This window comes from Planktotalea sp. (genome assembly GCF_039984035.1).
In the GTDB taxonomy this organism is placed as follows: domain Bacteria; phylum Pseudomonadota; class Alphaproteobacteria; order Rhodobacterales; family Rhodobacteraceae; genus Planktotalea.
Map to the genome: position 1 here is coordinate 1 of NZ_JBDWVM010000473.1, position 14,930 is coordinate 14,930.

At 52.9% G+C, this 14,930-nt stretch carries 19 protein-coding genes and 1 tRNA gene; 9 read left to right on the top strand and 11 right to left on the bottom strand.

The window, feature by feature from the left end; all coding sequences use genetic code 11:
* Positions 1-516 (top strand): recombination mediator RecR (recR, locus tag ABJQ89_RS21135; RefSeq protein ID WP_348498127.1); only part of this gene is annotated, 516 nt, incomplete at its 5' end.
* A gap of 43 nt (positions 517-559) precedes the next feature.
* Positions 560-1,486 (top strand): 2-oxoglutarate and iron-dependent oxygenase domain-containing protein, encoded by a 927-nt coding sequence (locus ABJQ89_RS21140; protein ID WP_348498128.1) that lies wholly within the window; start codon positions 560-562, stop codon positions 1,484-1,486.
* A gap of 69 nt (positions 1,487-1,555) precedes the next feature.
* Here ABJQ89_RS21140 and ABJQ89_RS21145 read toward each other — a convergent pair whose 3' ends face one another.
* The gene (locus ABJQ89_RS21145; RefSeq protein ID WP_348498129.1) at positions 1,556-2,311 is read right to left on the bottom strand and encodes a DUF1013 domain-containing protein; all 756 of its coding nucleotides are present in this window, start codon (positions 2,309-2,311) and stop codon (positions 1,556-1,558) included.
* Between the two features lie 130 nt (positions 2,312-2,441).
* On the opposite strand from ABJQ89_RS21145, the gene ABJQ89_RS21150 reads away from it, so the two are divergent.
* Entirely contained in the window at positions 2,442-3,074 is a 633-nt protein-coding gene (locus tag ABJQ89_RS21150) for a ribonuclease T2 (RefSeq protein WP_348498130.1), read from the top strand.
* A gap of 67 nt (positions 3,075-3,141) precedes the next feature.
* Here the strand turns inward: ABJQ89_RS21150 and ABJQ89_RS21155 are convergent, their stop codons facing one another.
* Both ABJQ89_RS21155 and ABJQ89_RS21160 read right to left on the bottom strand, forming a co-directional pair.
* Positions 3,142-4,119, bottom strand: a complete 978-nt coding sequence (locus ABJQ89_RS21155) for an NAD(P)H-quinone oxidoreductase (protein WP_348498131.1) — start codon at positions 4,117-4,119, stop codon at positions 3,142-3,144.
* Between the two features lie 11 nt (positions 4,120-4,130).
* Positions 4,131-4,841: a COQ9 family protein gene (locus ABJQ89_RS21160; protein ID WP_348498132.1), complete on the bottom strand. Its 711-nt coding sequence runs from the start codon at positions 4,839-4,841 to the stop codon at positions 4,131-4,133.
* A 110-nt stretch (positions 4,842-4,951) separates the two neighbouring features.
* On the opposite strand from ABJQ89_RS21160, the gene rpsU reads away from it, so the two are divergent.
* Both rpsU and ABJQ89_RS21170 read left to right on the top strand, forming a co-directional pair.
* Positions 4,952-5,158 carry a 30S ribosomal protein S21 gene (gene rpsU, locus ABJQ89_RS21165; protein ID WP_085306716.1) on the top strand — a complete coding sequence of 69 codons (207 nt, stop codon included), beginning with the start codon at positions 4,952-4,954 and terminating at the stop codon, positions 5,156-5,158.
* Between the two features lie 224 nt (positions 5,159-5,382).
* Positions 5,383-6,018 carry a CAP domain-containing protein gene (locus ABJQ89_RS21170; protein ID WP_348498133.1) on the top strand — a complete coding sequence of 212 codons (636 nt, stop codon included), beginning with the start codon at positions 5,383-5,385 and terminating at the stop codon, positions 6,016-6,018.
* A gap of 41 nt (positions 6,019-6,059) precedes the next feature.
* Here ABJQ89_RS21170 and ABJQ89_RS21175 read toward each other — a convergent pair whose 3' ends face one another.
* Positions 6,060-6,893 carry an AraC family transcriptional regulator gene (locus tag ABJQ89_RS21175; protein WP_348498134.1) on the bottom strand — a complete coding sequence of 278 codons (834 nt, stop codon included), beginning with the start codon at positions 6,891-6,893 and terminating at the stop codon, positions 6,060-6,062.
* A 128-nt stretch (positions 6,894-7,021) separates the two neighbouring features.
* On the opposite strand from ABJQ89_RS21175, the gene ABJQ89_RS21180 reads away from it, so the two are divergent.
* A complete protein-coding gene (locus ABJQ89_RS21180; protein WP_348498135.1) occupies positions 7,022-7,891 on the top strand; it encodes a DMT family transporter in 870 nt (289 codons plus the stop codon).
* Here the strand turns inward: ABJQ89_RS21180 and ABJQ89_RS21185 are convergent.
* The 3 genes from ABJQ89_RS21185 to ABJQ89_RS21195 all read right to left on the bottom strand — a co-directional run bounded on the left by ABJQ89_RS21185 (position 7,878) and on the right by ABJQ89_RS21195 (position 9,641).
* Complete coding sequence (locus ABJQ89_RS21185) at positions 7,878-9,011, bottom strand: DUF4147 domain-containing protein (RefSeq protein ID WP_348498136.1); 1,134 nt, start codon at positions 9,009-9,011, stop codon at positions 7,878-7,880. The genes ABJQ89_RS21180 and ABJQ89_RS21185 overlap by 14 nt on opposite strands.
* A 136-nt stretch (positions 9,012-9,147) precedes the next feature.
* Positions 9,148-9,223, bottom strand: a tRNA-Ala gene (locus ABJQ89_RS21190).
* An 88-nt stretch (positions 9,224-9,311) separates the two neighbouring features.
* Positions 9,312-9,641 carry a TIGR02300 family protein gene (locus ABJQ89_RS21195; protein WP_348498137.1) on the bottom strand — a complete coding sequence of 110 codons (330 nt, stop codon included), beginning with the start codon at positions 9,639-9,641 and terminating at the stop codon, positions 9,312-9,314.
* Between the two features lie 101 nt (positions 9,642-9,742).
* On the opposite strand from ABJQ89_RS21195, the gene ABJQ89_RS21200 reads away from it, so the two are divergent.
* Both ABJQ89_RS21200 and ABJQ89_RS21205 read left to right on the top strand, forming a co-directional pair.
* Positions 9,743-10,429: a SprT family zinc-dependent metalloprotease gene (locus ABJQ89_RS21200; protein WP_348498138.1), complete on the top strand. Its 687-nt coding sequence runs from the start codon at positions 9,743-9,745 to the stop codon at positions 10,427-10,429.
* 45 nt (positions 10,430-10,474) lie between these two features.
* The gene (locus tag ABJQ89_RS21205; protein ID WP_348498139.1) at positions 10,475-11,128 is read left to right on the top strand and encodes a GntR family transcriptional regulator; all 654 of its coding nucleotides are present in this window, start codon (positions 10,475-10,477) and stop codon (positions 11,126-11,128) included.
* Between the two features lie 6 nt (positions 11,129-11,134).
* On the opposite strand, the gene ABJQ89_RS21210 is transcribed toward ABJQ89_RS21205, so the two are convergent.
* Genes ABJQ89_RS21210 through ABJQ89_RS21225 form a run of 4 tightly spaced genes read right to left on the bottom strand, consistent with a single transcriptional unit; the run spans position 11,135 to position 14,117 of the window.
* Positions 11,135-12,091, bottom strand: a complete 957-nt coding sequence (locus ABJQ89_RS21210) for an OmpA family protein (RefSeq protein WP_348498140.1) — start codon at positions 12,089-12,091, stop codon at positions 11,135-11,137.
* 2 nt (positions 12,092-12,093) lie between these two features.
* The gene (locus ABJQ89_RS21215; protein WP_348498141.1) at positions 12,094-12,657 is read right to left on the bottom strand and encodes a peroxidase-related enzyme; all 564 of its coding nucleotides are present in this window, start codon (positions 12,655-12,657) and stop codon (positions 12,094-12,096) included.
* 12 nt (positions 12,658-12,669) lie between these two features.
* Positions 12,670-13,398: a GNAT family N-acetyltransferase gene (locus ABJQ89_RS21220; RefSeq protein WP_348498142.1), complete on the bottom strand. Its 729-nt coding sequence runs from the start codon at positions 13,396-13,398 to the stop codon at positions 12,670-12,672.
* The gene (locus ABJQ89_RS21225; RefSeq protein ID WP_348498143.1) at positions 13,395-14,117 is read right to left on the bottom strand and encodes a molybdopterin-binding protein; all 723 of its coding nucleotides are present in this window, start codon (positions 14,115-14,117) and stop codon (positions 13,395-13,397) included. The genes ABJQ89_RS21220 and ABJQ89_RS21225 overlap by 4 nt, the downstream gene beginning before the upstream one ends.
* A gap of 48 nt (positions 14,118-14,165) precedes the next feature.
* Here ABJQ89_RS21225 and sfsA point away from each other — a divergent pair, with 48 nt between their 5' ends.
* Positions 14,166-14,867, top strand: coding sequence for a DNA/RNA nuclease SfsA (gene sfsA, locus ABJQ89_RS21230; RefSeq protein WP_348498144.1), 702 nt, complete (start codon positions 14,166-14,168; stop codon positions 14,865-14,867).
* Positions 14,868-14,930: the final 63 nt, after the last annotated feature.

The following is a 14,930-nucleotide window of genomic DNA, read 5'->3' on the forward strand; positions in this document are numbered from 1 at the left end:
CGTGCTGTGCTACATCTTATTCGCAAACGTGCTTTGCTGCTCTCGCCGCTCGCCGATAGCCTACAAACCGTCGCCGCAACTGCGCGTGAATGTCTGAACTGCGGCAATGTTGGCACCGCCGATATCTGCGATATTTGCGAAAGCGAAAGCCGCGCGAACGGTATTCTCTGTGTTGTTGAAGATGTATCCGATCTTTGGGCGATGGAACGGTCCAACGTTTTCAAAGGGCGCTATCATGTCCTTGGCGGCACGCTATCTGCCCTTGATGCCATCGGCCCTGAGGAGCTGCGCATTCCACGCCTGATTGATCGTGTCACAAGCGAGAACATCACAGAAGTCATCTTGGCGCTCAATGCCACCATCGATGGGCAGACGACGGCACACTATATCGTCGATCTCCTCGAAAACCGCGTGACGCTGACATCATTGGCCCAAGGTGTGCCCATTGGCGGGGAGCTGGACTACCTCGATGATGGAACGATTACTGCCGCAATGAACGCGCGCAAACCGATATAAACCACCAAGACTTCCAACGTATTAGAATATTAGGATCATTCAAATGATACCTCGGATAGACGCAGCCGCGTTGATCAACCCGCAACACCCAGATCACCAAACCGCAAAAGACGCTGCCCGCATCGGTGCAACAGACGTCGGGTTTTTAACGGTATACAACACCCCAATTTCCCCAGATTCTGTCAGCCATGTCATTGAGCTGTATCGCGCGTTCTTCCATCTTCCGAGCGCGCAGAAAGAGACCTACGACATGTCTAAGACTGGCTCAAATCGGGGATGGGGCGGCGCCCAATCCGAGCAAGTCGATCCAGATGCGAACCCAGACTACAAACAAGTCTTCGATTGCGGTGTTGAACTCGATCCAGACGATCCAATCAACAAGCTTAAGCTTCCGGCTTATGCGCCCAATATTTGGCCCGAGGTGCCCGAAGGTTTCTCCAAAGCTTTGCAACACTACTATCGTGAAACAACAGATTTTGCTCTCGACCTTCTTTGCGTTGTCGCAGATGCAGCAGATGCAAATGGCGACTACTTTCGCGACAAATTCAGCCGCCCTATGGCGCTCTTGAGAGGCAATTATTATCCGGAACGACCTGCTTGGGCCACAGCAAAAGACTTTGGCATCGCAACGCACACTGACTACGGTTGCTTGACCTTGCTAGCCACCGATGGATCACCCGGACTAGAGGTGCGCAAACGCGGCGGTGGCTGGACTCCAGTGCAAGCGCCCATTGGCGAATTCGTGATCAACTTTGGAGAAATGTTGGAATTCTGGACAGGCGGAAAAATCAAAGCAACGCCCCATCGTGTTCTTGGGCCGAAACATGAACGTATTTCTGTGCCGTTGTTCTTCAATCCGAACCACGACACCGTCGTATCACCTGACGCCGATGCGCCAGTCTTAGCGAATGATCATTTGCAACGACGCTTTGACGAAACCTATGTCCATCTTCAGGCAAAAACGGCCTAAACCCCTCCACGAAAAAAGTCCGGCGCATTCGCATGTACCGGACCCTATCTTCAAACAGACTGCAGAGACTTATTTGCTGTCTTCATCTTCCGCAGCATCATCACCTGGGAGGTTAAAGAAGCTATCAGCATCCAAGATATCGCCAGTTTCTTCTTCTGCTTCTTCTGGTGCATCGCCCAGCGTAAAGGCTTCAAGACCCTCAATCGCTGTCGGAATCTTCGGCTCAGCTTCCATGCCAAGAGATTGCTCGGTGCTCACCAGCTTGCGACGCTCATCATCGCTCATCACTTCGCCATCAGCGGCCTTCTTCGCAGCCGCTTTTTGAACGGCAGCATCCAGCTCGGATTGCTTACATAAACCCAACGCGACCGGATCAATCGGTTGGATGTTTGCGATGTTCCAGTGCGTGCGCTCACGGATCGCTTGGATCGTCGGCTTAGTTGTACCAACCAATTTACCAACCTGACCGTCGGACAATTCCGGGTGGAACTTCACCAGCCACAAGATAGACGCCGGACGATCCTGACGCTTGGACAGCGGAGTGTAACGCGGACCACGGCGCTTTTCTTCGCCCTGCGCAGCTGCGTTAAACTTGAGCTTCAGCTTATGCATGATGTTGTCTTGCGCTGCGTCAATCTCTTCTTGCGTCAACTGGTTGTTCGCAACAGGATCAAATCCCTTAACGCCAGCGGCAACATCGCCGTCAGCGATGCCTTGAACTTCCAGCTCATGCATTTCCACGAAATCAGCGATCTGCTTGAAGCTAATCGTCGTATTATCAACCAGCCAAACGGCGGTCGCTTTTGCCATAATCGGTTTGGCCATCGAAACTCTCCTTCAAACAAGCCTATCTCGTCGCCAGAAAACTGACGGCACCTTTTTGAGGGGTGCGGGTTACCATTGTAGGGGAACTTAAGGCGTATATAGTGCCGATTGAGCAAAGAGGGAAGAGGCAATGCGTAAACTGGTTCTGGCACTGTTAATGATGGCGAGCAGCTTGCGCGCGGAAGGTGAAAAAGCTGGCGAATTTGACTATTACGTCCTCGCCCTCAGCTGGACCCCGACATGGTGCGCACTCGAGGGCGATGCACGAGACTCAGAGCAATGCGATGCCTCAAAAGACTTCGGTTGGACCCTACATGGCCTCTGGCCGCAATTTCATCAGGGCTGGCCAAGCTACTGTAATACAATTGAGCGGCAACCTTCTCGCAGCATGACCAATGCAATGAGCGACATTATGGGCACCAGCGGTCTTGCGTGGCATCAATGGAAGAAACACGGCACCTGCACAGGCCTTAGCGCATCTGCTTACTACGAACTGTCACGCAAAGCTTACGCGAGCATTAATCGTCCTGCTGTTTTCCGCAAATTGGACAAGCCCGTAAAAGTCCCTGCGAAAGTCGTCGAGGAAGCTTTCCTTAAAGAAAACCCAACTCTCAAAGCAAACACTCTTACGATCACTTGCAAACAGGGCCGCATCCAAGAAGCGCGCGTTTGTCTTTCGAAAGACCTAGAACCCGTGCCGTGCGGACGCGACACAATCAAGGATTGCTCTATGAACAACGCCCTTTTCGATCCAGTCCGTTAACCCCGTATTAAGGTTAACGGCCCCTTTCATCTTTCTAAATAAACTTCCCGCGGAGCGTCCCGAAGTTTCAACCGCCACTGACGTTCAAAACGATCTTACCAATGTGCCCACTGCCTTCCATCCGCGTGTGCGCATCGGCAGCATTTGCCAGAGCAAACTCGCTGTCCATCACCGGACCTAAACGACCAGCCTCTAAAAGCGGCCAAATCTGCTCGCGCAAAGCATCCGCAATCCGCGCTTTTGCCAGATCGCTCTGAGGGCGCAAAGTAGACCCAGTGATCGTCAAACGTTTCATCATCATCAGCGCAAAGTTCAGCTCGATCTTTGGACCTTGCAAGAACGCGATCTGCACAAGACGTCCGTCATTTGCCAAAGTTTTCACGTTGCGTGGCAAGTATTCGCCACCAACCATATCCAAAATCAGATCAGCCCCACCTTCGGCCTTGAGAACCTCAACAAAATCCTCATAGCGATAGTTGATAGCCCGCTCTGCACCCAACTTAACGCAAGCCGCACATTTTTCGTCGCTGCCTGCCGTCGTAAATACCCGCGCGCCAAAGAGCTTGCCGAGTTGAATAGCGGTCGTACCAATGCCTGACGATCCACCATGCACGAGGAACACTTCACCCGCTTGCAAATCACCGCGCTGAAACACGTTGGAAAAGACGGTGAAATAAGTCTCTGGCAAGCAAGCCGCTTCTTTCAAACTCATGCTTTTGGGGATCGGCAAGCAATGCGCGGCAGGGGTTGCAACATACTCGGCATAACCACCACCCGGCAAAAGCGCACAGACTTGATCGCCAACGGCCCAATCTGTCACACCAGCACCAACCGCAACGATCTCACCTGACGCCTCAAGCCCCGGCAAATCGCTGGCTGTGGGGGGCGGCGCATAAGACCCTGCACGCTGGAGCGCATCGGGGCGATTTACCCCAGCATAAGCAACTTTCATGACAACATCGCTATGACCCGCTTCTGGCATCGGACGTTCGCAGATTTGCAAAACTTCTGGGCCACCGGCTTGGGTGATTTCTACTGCGCGCATCGGCAATTCCTTTAAGTATGTTTTGTATCGGTGGGATCTGACCAATGACCCGGCAGGTCATCACGAACGCCTTCTGGCGGTGCTTTCAACAGACTCAACGCCCATTTCGGTCCAGCAAGCAACGGCTTAAACAATGGTGACGCATCCAACTGCGCTTTGAATTTCTCAAATTGCATGACGTTTTCGATTCGCCGATCAAGGAACGCCCATGTGTCTGCATAATCTTCTGATTGATCACCAAGCCAAAACAAAACTGTTGCGCTGTAAACGGCGCTTAAGGTCGTGCGCTTCGTATACCAATTTGCATCGCGAGAGGTATCGTCCAAAGCACGCCAAATCGCATCGCTTGTCCCCCAGACCAACTTTGCGCCGTCAGCCGCATTTTGTGGCAAAGCAAAGAGCGTACTCCCTCTTTGCACGGCTTCTTTGTCGCTCACAGCCTCCAGTCGAAACCGCACTAAAGCGGCGATTTTCTCAGAGTATCGCAAGTTACTGAGGTCTTCGCTCGCAAATCTCTCAAGCATCAAGCGATCCCCGCGCTGATGATAAGCGATTGCAAGATCAACGCCACCGCGTGGGCAGCAGGCGCGCGCAAACTCGGGCTCTAGTCCAGTATCCTGCACTGCTGCAGCAAACGTCGCATCGCCCCAACCATCAAAAACCACATGGTTCAATGCTGCATCCAAAAGTTGCTCTTTGGCGCTGTCAAATTGATGTGTCATCGACGTCCTTTCCAAACTTACCCAATACTAGACAAGAAAGAGCGGCTTTGCTATACGGCGGCTTCCTGCAAATCCTTGCAACTTCAAACTAGAAAGGTGGTGAAAACCACATGCAGGTTAGTGTTCGTGACAACAATGTCGATCAGGCGCTTCGTGCCCTGAAGAAAAAGCTCCAGCGTGAAGGCGTTTTTCGTGAAATGAAGCTCAAGCAACATTTCGAGAAACCGTCCGAGAAAAAAGCACGCGAGAAGGCTGAAGCGATCCGCCGTGCCCGTAAATTGGCGCGTAAGAAGCTCCAGCGCGAAGGGATGCTCTAAGCACCTCTTCAAGAGCTAGAATGCTTTTGAATTTGACCCTCCGTAGCTTTGGCTTCGGGGGGTTTCTTTTTGCGTAGCGTTAGGCCGCCAAGACACAACCCTTACACATGCGCTTTCAGAGACGGCAAAAACTCGCAAAGAACAGGAAAGTTCTTTACACAAACACCTAAGAACTTGATGCTATAGACCGATTAGGACCAGTTCGTTTGTTTTGGGAGGCAATTATGTTTAATCAAATGCTTAAGACCACCATATTACTTTCAACGCCAATACTCGTTGCCGCTTGCCAAAGCTCTTCGAGCGTAAGCCCAACGCCAACGCCCGTTGCAATGCTAGCGACACAGGGAAGTATCGCTCAGAGCATCAGTGATGTAACTTCGAGCCAAATTCTCGCAGCAGCGAATGGCCCCGTGGATTGGTCAGGACAAAACGGCCCTTTCCCAACAACGATTTCCGGAGGTGATGGTTTCCAAGCCGATCCAACCAACGATGCGTCTTTTGGAACCTTGATCAATGCCGTTCGCACCGCATCGGGTGCAGCGCCGCTGACGTATAACGCGCAACTTGACTCAGCGGCCCAAGCACATTCCCAAGACATGGTTGATAACGGCTATTTTTCGCATATCGGACAAAATGGGTCGACACCAACATCACGCGCCCGGGCCGCTGGTTATGCAACAGGTCTCGTTGGCGAAAATATTGCGCAAGGCCAAGCCAATGAAAACTTGGCGATTAATGGTTGGATTTCGTCCCCTGGTCATCAAGACAACAACGTCAATCCCAATTACCAATCCTTCGGGTTAGGACGCGCAGGAACAGGCTCAAGCACCACTTGGACCCTCATGTTTGGCACTGAATAGATTTGCAAAAAAGAAATCGTAAAGGACTGTTGTACTCTTGCTCAGGACGCGATCTTTAACCGGTACTGCCCCGGTGTTAGCCCCATGTGTTCTTTGAAACGCCGGATGAAATGGCTTTGGCTGGAAAACCCGCAGGCCAGCGCGACTTGCGTCATGGGTTCACGCGCCAGAAGCTCTTTTGCGCGCGCGACACGAAGTTTTGTCACCCAATTGTGCGGTGTCATACCGTAGGTTTCGCTGAACATGCGGTGGAAATGATGCTCTGATAGGCCCGCCAACTGAGCAAGATCACCCAGTCGAATGTCATCGCTCAGATGACTGTCGATCCAATCATTCACCTTCCGCGCAACGCGGGCAGACAAACCACCGCGTAGCAGCACAGGTTTGTCACCGAGGCCTGCGACCATATCCGAGAACCCAACATCCGCCGCGAGCGTATCGCCGCGCAACGCGGCCTGCGCCATCGCGCGCAAGGGTCGCTCAAGCGCGCCGGGTTCTGCAAAGGTCCGCTCGTCTATATCCAAGCAACGCGCATCTTGATCATGGGTGTGCGCATAGGCACCGCGCAAGACATCATTCGCCACATAGAGATGCACAAACTGAAAGGTCTCGGTAATCTGCCACTCTGACGAATGTCCCTCTGGAAAGACACAGAGCGTGCCTGGAACACCAGACTTCAAACCATGATCAACGCGCCGCGTTCCGCTTCCCCCATTCAGATAGAGGCTAAAAACATGCCCGCTCGTCGCATTATATTCGATTTCGTCGTGACTGTTCTGCCAAACCGCCAATTGACGCCCCTTCCCGAGCGAAAGGCTCGCTAATCGCGTCGTGCGATGTGAGGCGGATAAAAAATCATCAATACGACGGGTCATGTTCAAGCTCCTTGAAGGTACACTACGCCCATCACAGCCCGTGTCACGGGCAGGGCGCGTGAAAACCGCAAGATCGTGCAATCCAACGCAGATTAATTGCCCTAGTCAGCCCTTAACACGAGGATGACATGATCAATTTTTCACTATTCGTCGCTACAGTCTTGATCTGGGGCACAACTTGGATCGCAATCGCTTGGCAGATCGGCCCCATCGGCATTGTGCTCTCGGTGTTCTATCGTTTTGCGCTCGCCTTTGTGGTCTTCATAATCGGCTTGGCTGCACTAGGACGGCTATCCCTTCCGTCACAATGGCGCTTTGTCGTTCTACAAGCGCTTTGCCTATTCAGCTTTAATTTCCTTTGCTTTTACAAAGCGACGTCTTTGATGCCGTCTGGCCTAGTTTCCGTGATCTTTTCCTTGGCAACGATCTTCAACGCGATCAATGCGCGCCTCATCTTCGGAGAACGCGTTCAATCAAGAACCGTCCTTGCGGGGATCATCGGTGCGTTGGGTCTTGTTTTGTTGTTCTGGCACGACGTCACTGTTTCGCTCGACCTCGATGTAGTGCAGGGCATTGGCTGGGCCGCACTTGGAACGATGTTTTTCTCGCTCGGCAATATGATGTCGCGCAAGAACACTGCACATGGCGTCACACCCGTCATTGCAAATGCATGGGGCATGGGAATTGGCGCATTGGTTTTGCTGGGCGTGGCGTCATTGAGCGGCGCAGACTTCATTCTCCCCAATACCCAAAGTTATATCCTCGCGCTGCTATACCTATCCGTTATCGGATCGGTGGTTGGGTTTAGCACCTATCTCATCATGGTTGCGCGCTTAGGCTCGGACAAAGCAGCCTACGCCACCGTACTCTTCCCCATCGTCGCCTTGGCCCTCTCGACGATTTACGAGGGATACGAATGGTACGGCACGTCTTTCGCGGGACTGGGACTTACGATTCTTGGCAATCTGGTGATGTTTAGCAGGATCAAGCCTGCTTGAGGATGATCGCAAGATCCATAACGTTGGTACCCGTCGGTCCCGTCACAACTTGATTGCCGGTCTTTGCAAGAAACGTCGCTGAGTCGGCTTGCTGTAACGCATCATCGGCGCCTTCGGCAACATCAAACGACAGGCAGTCGAAAAATCCACCGGCCGCATTGGTTGGACCATCAGACCCATCCGTGCCAGCCACCAATCCAGTGATCCCTGATGCACCGCGAAACCGCTTCGCAAGTTCAAGTGCAAGCGCTTGATTACGCCCGCCTTGCCCTGGGTTTTCAGGCAGAATGACGGTTGGTTCTCCGCCATAGATATAAATCCCTGCAGGCCCATTCTGAACCTCGCGCGCAATGAGATCAGCTACTGTACTCACGCGGTCATATAGGTTTTCTTGGCTACTCACGATTTCCAAATTGGCTTCATCCGCTGCTTGAACAACAGCCGAACGCGCCAGCGCGTTTGAAGCAACGATATGACTCGAATAATCGAATGAAGGCGATTGAGGGGCCGCTCCAATACCCGAACCAATCACGCCAACGCCGTCACCGCAGACATCCGAGATAACAAGTGTGGTGACATTTAGTCCCTGAAACTCTTCCAGGAGAAGCCCGTCTTTAATGGCAGATATCTGTTTCCGACGGCGATTGATCTCAGCGATGTCCGACCCGTCACCAAGCGCCGCTAAATTCAGCCTCTCCAGCTCATCAAAAGCAACGCCTTCCTTCAGATGTTCCACCAAAGACGACGCGCCGCCAGACACCAACATCAAAAGCTGCGCTTGATCGTTACACGACTTTACGAAATCAAGCACCTTTTGACCTGCACTCAAAGATGCTTGATCAGGAACAGGATGGCTTGCCTCAACGGCATCAACATTCTTGCCAAGTTGCGCAGTCCCTAAGTGATCGGTCTTTGTCACGATTACGCTTGGCACCGTGATTTGCCAGTCGTGGGGCAGTCCCCGAAACATCGCGAGCGCCGCTTTGCCGACTGCCAAGACATGGGTCGGCTTTCCCAAAAAATTGCCTTCAAGCCAAGATGCAACAGCTTGCTCGCCTTTGACGGCATTCACTCCACTTTGGAATAGGCTGCTCAACATGGCTCTTGTGGGATCGTGCATAGTTTCGTGTCCACTACCGTTATGTCTCATGGAGAAGAGGTTAAGCAGGTAGGACCATCGACGTAAATCGAATATTGATCAGTGCCGCAGTCAAGCGCGTCAAATTGGCTTTACGCAAAAATATAGAGGGGGGGGTTGGTGGAGCCTAGGAGGATCGAACTCCTGACCTCCTGCATGCCATGCAGGCGCTCTCCCAGCTGAGCTAAGGCCCCAAAATAGACGGCGTACATCTATTGCACGCGGGTCTAGGCAAGGATCGCGATGGGATCAAGTCAAAATACTGACCCCAACGCGTAAATTTTAGTTGTCGTCGTCGTTCGCAGCAACGTCGGCGATTTCGTCCAAGGACACTTCATCCTCGTCGTCATCATCCAAAACGTCATCGCCAAGATCCAGATCGACATCTTCGTCGTCGTCCAGAACCACTGCGTCGGCATCATCCAACTCAGCTTCTTTAGCTTTCTTCGTCGCGGCATCTTCGGCGTCAGCGGCGATCATCCGGCTTTTGCCGTTTTCCATCTCAATTGTCTCGCCGGTGTATGGGCTCACAATCGGGACTTTGTTTAGATCGTAAAATCGCTTACCCGTGGTTGGGCACAGGCGCTTGACGCCCCATTCTTCCTTGGGCATGGAAATTCCTCATGACTTAGTCTTTAGACGGTTCTGGGCAACTGCCATAACCTGTGAAGAGTGTCAAAGGCTTTGCGGCGATAATCCAGACTGAGGCGCATATGGGGCAGCATATTCTTTCCGGCAACCCTCCGGTAACGTTAATTTTAAGGAAATCCGCGCGGGCGCGACGAATTAGCCTGCGGATCAGTCAATTGGACGGACGGGTGACTTTGACCCTTCCCAAGAACGTGAGCGAATCCGAGGGAATCGCTTTTGCGCGCGAAAAAGAGGATTGGCTGCGTGGTCATCTCGCGCGAAGAGGTTCAGATCAGGACATTGCTTTGGGTGCAATTTTGCCCATTGAGGGCAGTGATCGCGAGATTGTTCAGGGAACAGGACGCCGCGTCCTTCTTGAACAAGATAGCCTCCGCATTCCGGGTGCACCTGAACAATTCGGAACGCGTGCGCAGGCCTTCCTAAAGCAAATGGCCCGCGACAAACTCGTCGCTGCGTCTGATCACTACGCCAATATTCTCGGAAAACCTTACAACCGCATCACGCTGCGCGACACGCGCTCGCGGTGGGGCTCTTGTAGCAGCGCCGGCGCGCTCATGTACTCTTGGCGTTTGATCCTGTGTCCACCCGAAGTATTGAACTATGTCGCCGCGCACGAAGTCGCGCATTTGGCCGAAATGAACCACAGCCAAGCCTTTTGGGATACGGTAACTGAAATTCACGGACCCTACGCAAGCCCACGCAACTGGTTGCGTCAAAATGGAAGCAGTCTGCATTCCTACAAGTTCTAGCGCTTTGATCTTGACCGCCTTAGCGTTTGTGATCACAACCAAGCCATGTTGATCAATCCACGCCCCAACGCTGATACATCTGCCGCTGCGCATGACCGCGTTTATCGCACTATACGTTCACGTATTATGTACGGCGATATTGCACCCGGCCAATCAATGACTTTGCGGGGCATTGGCGAAGAATTCGAAGTGTCCATGACCCCCGCACGCGAAGCGATCCGACGCTTGGTCGCGGAAGGGGCGCTGTCCATGTCAAGCTCTGGGCGTGTTTCGACGCCAGAACTCAGCAGTGAGCGAATTGAAGAACTGGCCGCACTGCGCGCGTTAATCGAGGTCGAACTGGCAAGCCGCGCGCTGCCGCGGGCGCACATGGCCTTGATTGAAAGACTTCAGGCCATCAACACCTCTATCCCTGAGCACATCGCACGCCAAGACGCTGTCGCCTACATTCGCACGAACCTCGAATTTCATCGCTCCCTATATTTGCGCGCGCAAGCCCCTGCCATGCTCGCCATGGCAGAACAGGTTTGGCTGCAATTAGGGCCAACAATGCGAGTGCTTTACGGGCGTTTGCAGCACAAGGAACCGCCGCATTTTCACCGTGCCCTTATCGCTGCGCTGCAAGCGGGTGATGAACCGGGCCTCAGGCTCGCGGTGCGCTCTGATGTAACGCAAGGCTTGAAAATGTCTGTGCGCTAGGCACGTTTAATTCGTGGAAATAACCACGGCTTCAACACGCCTATTTGCATCGCGCCCAGCCACAGTCAGATTGCTCGCGATGGGCGACAGATACCCGACACCTTCCGCCGAAAGCTGACTTGCCAAAACGCCGTGCTCTTCAATCAAACGAGTCCTTACAGACGCAGCTCGACGCTTTGAGAGAGCAATATTCCCCTCAAGGCTACCTTCGGCGTCAGTATGACCAACCAACGCAATTTTGCGTTCTCCATTGCTCGACAAATAAGCTGCCAAATTACCGAGCGACGCAAATGGCCCCTCGCCCAGTTGGGAGGATCCGGTTTTGAATTCAAGATCATTGAGGATGACATGGCCACCGACATCGAGCTGTTTGCTCACACTTTGAAACCCCTGCAAAACAGGCACTGTTTCACCGACTTGAGTGCTAGCAAGGATTTCATCGCCCTTAGAAACATTGATGGCGTTTCGTTGATCCACTGCTACTTGGATCACTTGGATATAAGACGCGGCAGCACTGCGAGAAATCAGGAGAGAAATCGCCGTTTTCGGTGCGTCAACGTCCCCTTCGACGGCCGAAATGAACCTAAAATCATCCAAATTAACATACATATCCGGTGCGTTGATGACATCTGTGCCAAAGCGAAAATCAAAGCCACCACACACGCGATCAGCGCATTCGAACAGCAAGGTAAAACCGCTCGATTTTAATTCATCGCGCAGCGGCTGCAGCAACTGCAACGGCGTTACGCCCCCACCTTCAATGCGCCATGCCTGACGCGTAATGAAGCCTTCAAACTTTCGAGCAGGAATTTCCGCACCATCGAAATTGGCAATCGGCAATGCATAACTATCCACACCAAGGTCTTGCCCTGCTGTTTGCCGCGCAGATGCAGGCAATGTCAGCTCGACCGCATTGGCGCAAACTGGCAACAGCGCCAGCAATACAAAACTAATAAGACGCATGATCATCTGTGTTGCGAATGATATTCATCGTTGGGACGCATGTCTGTCGCGCTCGCGACACGGTTGGACATGTTGTAGAACGCAGTCACATTGGCGATGTCCCAAATATCGCGATCCGTAAATCCAACATCCCGCAACGCTTGGCGATTGGCCTCTTCGACCGAATGGCTTTCTTTGGTGACATGCTCTGCAAACAGCAGCATCGCGCGATGGCGCGCGTTCAGATCAGCGGCGCGCCAATTCATCACCAGCATTTCACCCAACTTAGGATCACCAGACAACTGACGCACGGCAGCGCCATGGGCCGTCAAACAATAGAAACACTTGTTTATGGAAGAGGTTACAACAGCAATCATCTCGCGCTCTAATTTGCTCAGCCCGCTGTCTGCGAGCATCAGGTCGTTATAGAGCGCTGTAAAAGCGTTGAGCTTGTCGATATCGAACGCATGCGCTTGCAAGACATTGGGGATCATACCCAGCTTGTCTTGGCAAATATCAAAGTACTTTTGCGTCGGCGCGGGGAGCGGATCAACCATCGGTAAATCAAGTGCTGTAGGTTTGCTCATATCTATTGTCCTTCAATCGATCTTGACGCGGTAATGATACCCACCAATGAGCGTCATCCCAAGGGAGGTGTAAAGCGCATTCGCTGCGTCATTTCCTTTGGTGCAGATCACAGACATATCTGTCGCGCCATGATCCTGCGCCCAAAATGCAGCGCGGCGCATCATCCATTTACCAACGCCTTTACCGCGCTGATGCGCTAATATTTCCAGCGCATGCACCATAGCTATGCCTTCATGGATCGCGGCGTACCCGGTACCGCCCGGTTTTTCATTCCAGCGTGAGAAAAGTCCTGTTTTTACGCAATTAGAGCGTTCCATTACGTTGACCCGCGCTTCAGTGATGCCGCCCTTGGCCCAGATATCCCGCATGATTTGCAGCGGTTCCCAAATGCTAAAGGCGGTGACACGCGGAATTTCCACATCGGTCAAAACATTGATTGGGCACGCGTAGACGTTCACGGGGTCCTTAATTTGATAGCCTTGGCTTTCGAGCATATCATCCAGTTCGGTTTCGCCTTCGCGCACCATAAACAATGCGTCTTGGCCAAGTGAGCGCATCGCGCGCTCTGCCAGATCAAGATCGGCTAACCCGAACGTACCCTGAACGGTTGCAGCGGAGGTGCGCTGACCACCGCCTTGCCCGTCACGGATTGTCCAAGGGCCAACTTGCGTTTCGACCGCAGCAGGCCACGTTTGTGCACACACATCGTAGAGCGTTTCGATTGATGGCAAGGCGTTCAAACGTCCATTTCCTTTGCCAAGCGCTCAATCGCGGCATCGATTTGCGCGCTATCATGACCGCGCATCACAATGTTTGATCCGTAAATGCCGTCCTTTTGAAACGGGTAAGAGCCAATCGAAAGATCAGGATAGTCATCTGCCAGTTTACCAAGGGGGCCTGCGATATCGCCTTCGCCCCGCTGAATGCGCAAGCTCTTGCTCAAGAGTGGTGCGCCACCCGTCAACGTTGGCATCACGCTCGCAACCATCGCACAGAAGACTGAAGGCACGCCCGCCATGACATGCACGTTCTCAATTGTGAAACCTGGCGCGATAGACACGGGATTATCGATCAGAGTTGCGGGCGCGGGAATGCGCGCCATGCGCAGACGTGCCTCATTCAATTCGCTGCCTTGACGTTTGTAATGAGCCGCTAACAGATCACGCGCATCATCGCGCACATCGATACTCGCGCCGAAAGCTTCAGCAATACAATCTGCCGTGATGTCATCATGGGTCGGGCCAATGCCACCGCTGGTGAAGACATGATCAAATCCACTTGATAGTGCACGCACTGCCGAAACGATGGCTGGGGCGTCATCGCTCACCACGCGCACCTCTTTTAGATCAATCCCATGCGAGGTTAGCACACCCGCCAAATGATACATGTTCGCGTCGCGCGTGCGCCCTGAGAGGATTTCATCACCGATCACCAACATAGCGGCTGTGGGGTTGCTCATTCTCGGTGCTCCTTGATGCATGTTCCGCTTCGATATAGGCCTAACGCCATGCGCTTTCAAACTGATCTCATCCCTGCCCGCCTTATTCGCCGCTATAAACGCTTTCTTGCCGATGCACGCCTCGAAGATGGGCGCGAGATCACGGCCCATTGTGCCAACCCCGGTTCAATGATGGGACTGGCCGAAGAAGGCATGAAAATCTGGCTGGAGCCGAATGATGATCCCAAGAAAAAGCTGAAATATGGCTGGCGGTTGGTGGATCATGAGAACGGGCATTTCACTGGCGTCGATACTTCTGTGCCAAACCGTGCCTTGAAAGCGGCGCTTGAAGCACGCGAGGTCGCAGGTCTTGGCGAATATGACGTGGTTCGGCCAGAGGTGAAATACGGCGAGAACAGCCGGATTGATTTTCTGCTGCAAGGTGGCGGGCCAGATACCTATGTCGAAGTGAAAAGCGTCACGCTTTCACGCCAGGCAGGGCTTGCTGAGTTTCCCGACAGCGTGACGAAACGTGGCGCGAAACATCTGGCCGAGCTTGCGAACATGCGAGCATTGGGGCAGCGCGCCGTAATGCTTTATCTCGTGCAAAGAACCGATTGCACCAAGATGACATTGGCGAGTGACATTGATCCAGCCTATGCCAAAGCCTTCATTGAAGCGCGAAAATCAGGCGTCGAAGTGATCTGCATGGGTACGCGTATTTCTCCAACAGGTGTTCAGGTCGGCGAGACTTTGGAATTTATCGACTAACAAAGTCGATAAAGCGGACGCGGAGGCACCTTTAGTATCTATCTGTCCCATGCCGCACGATTT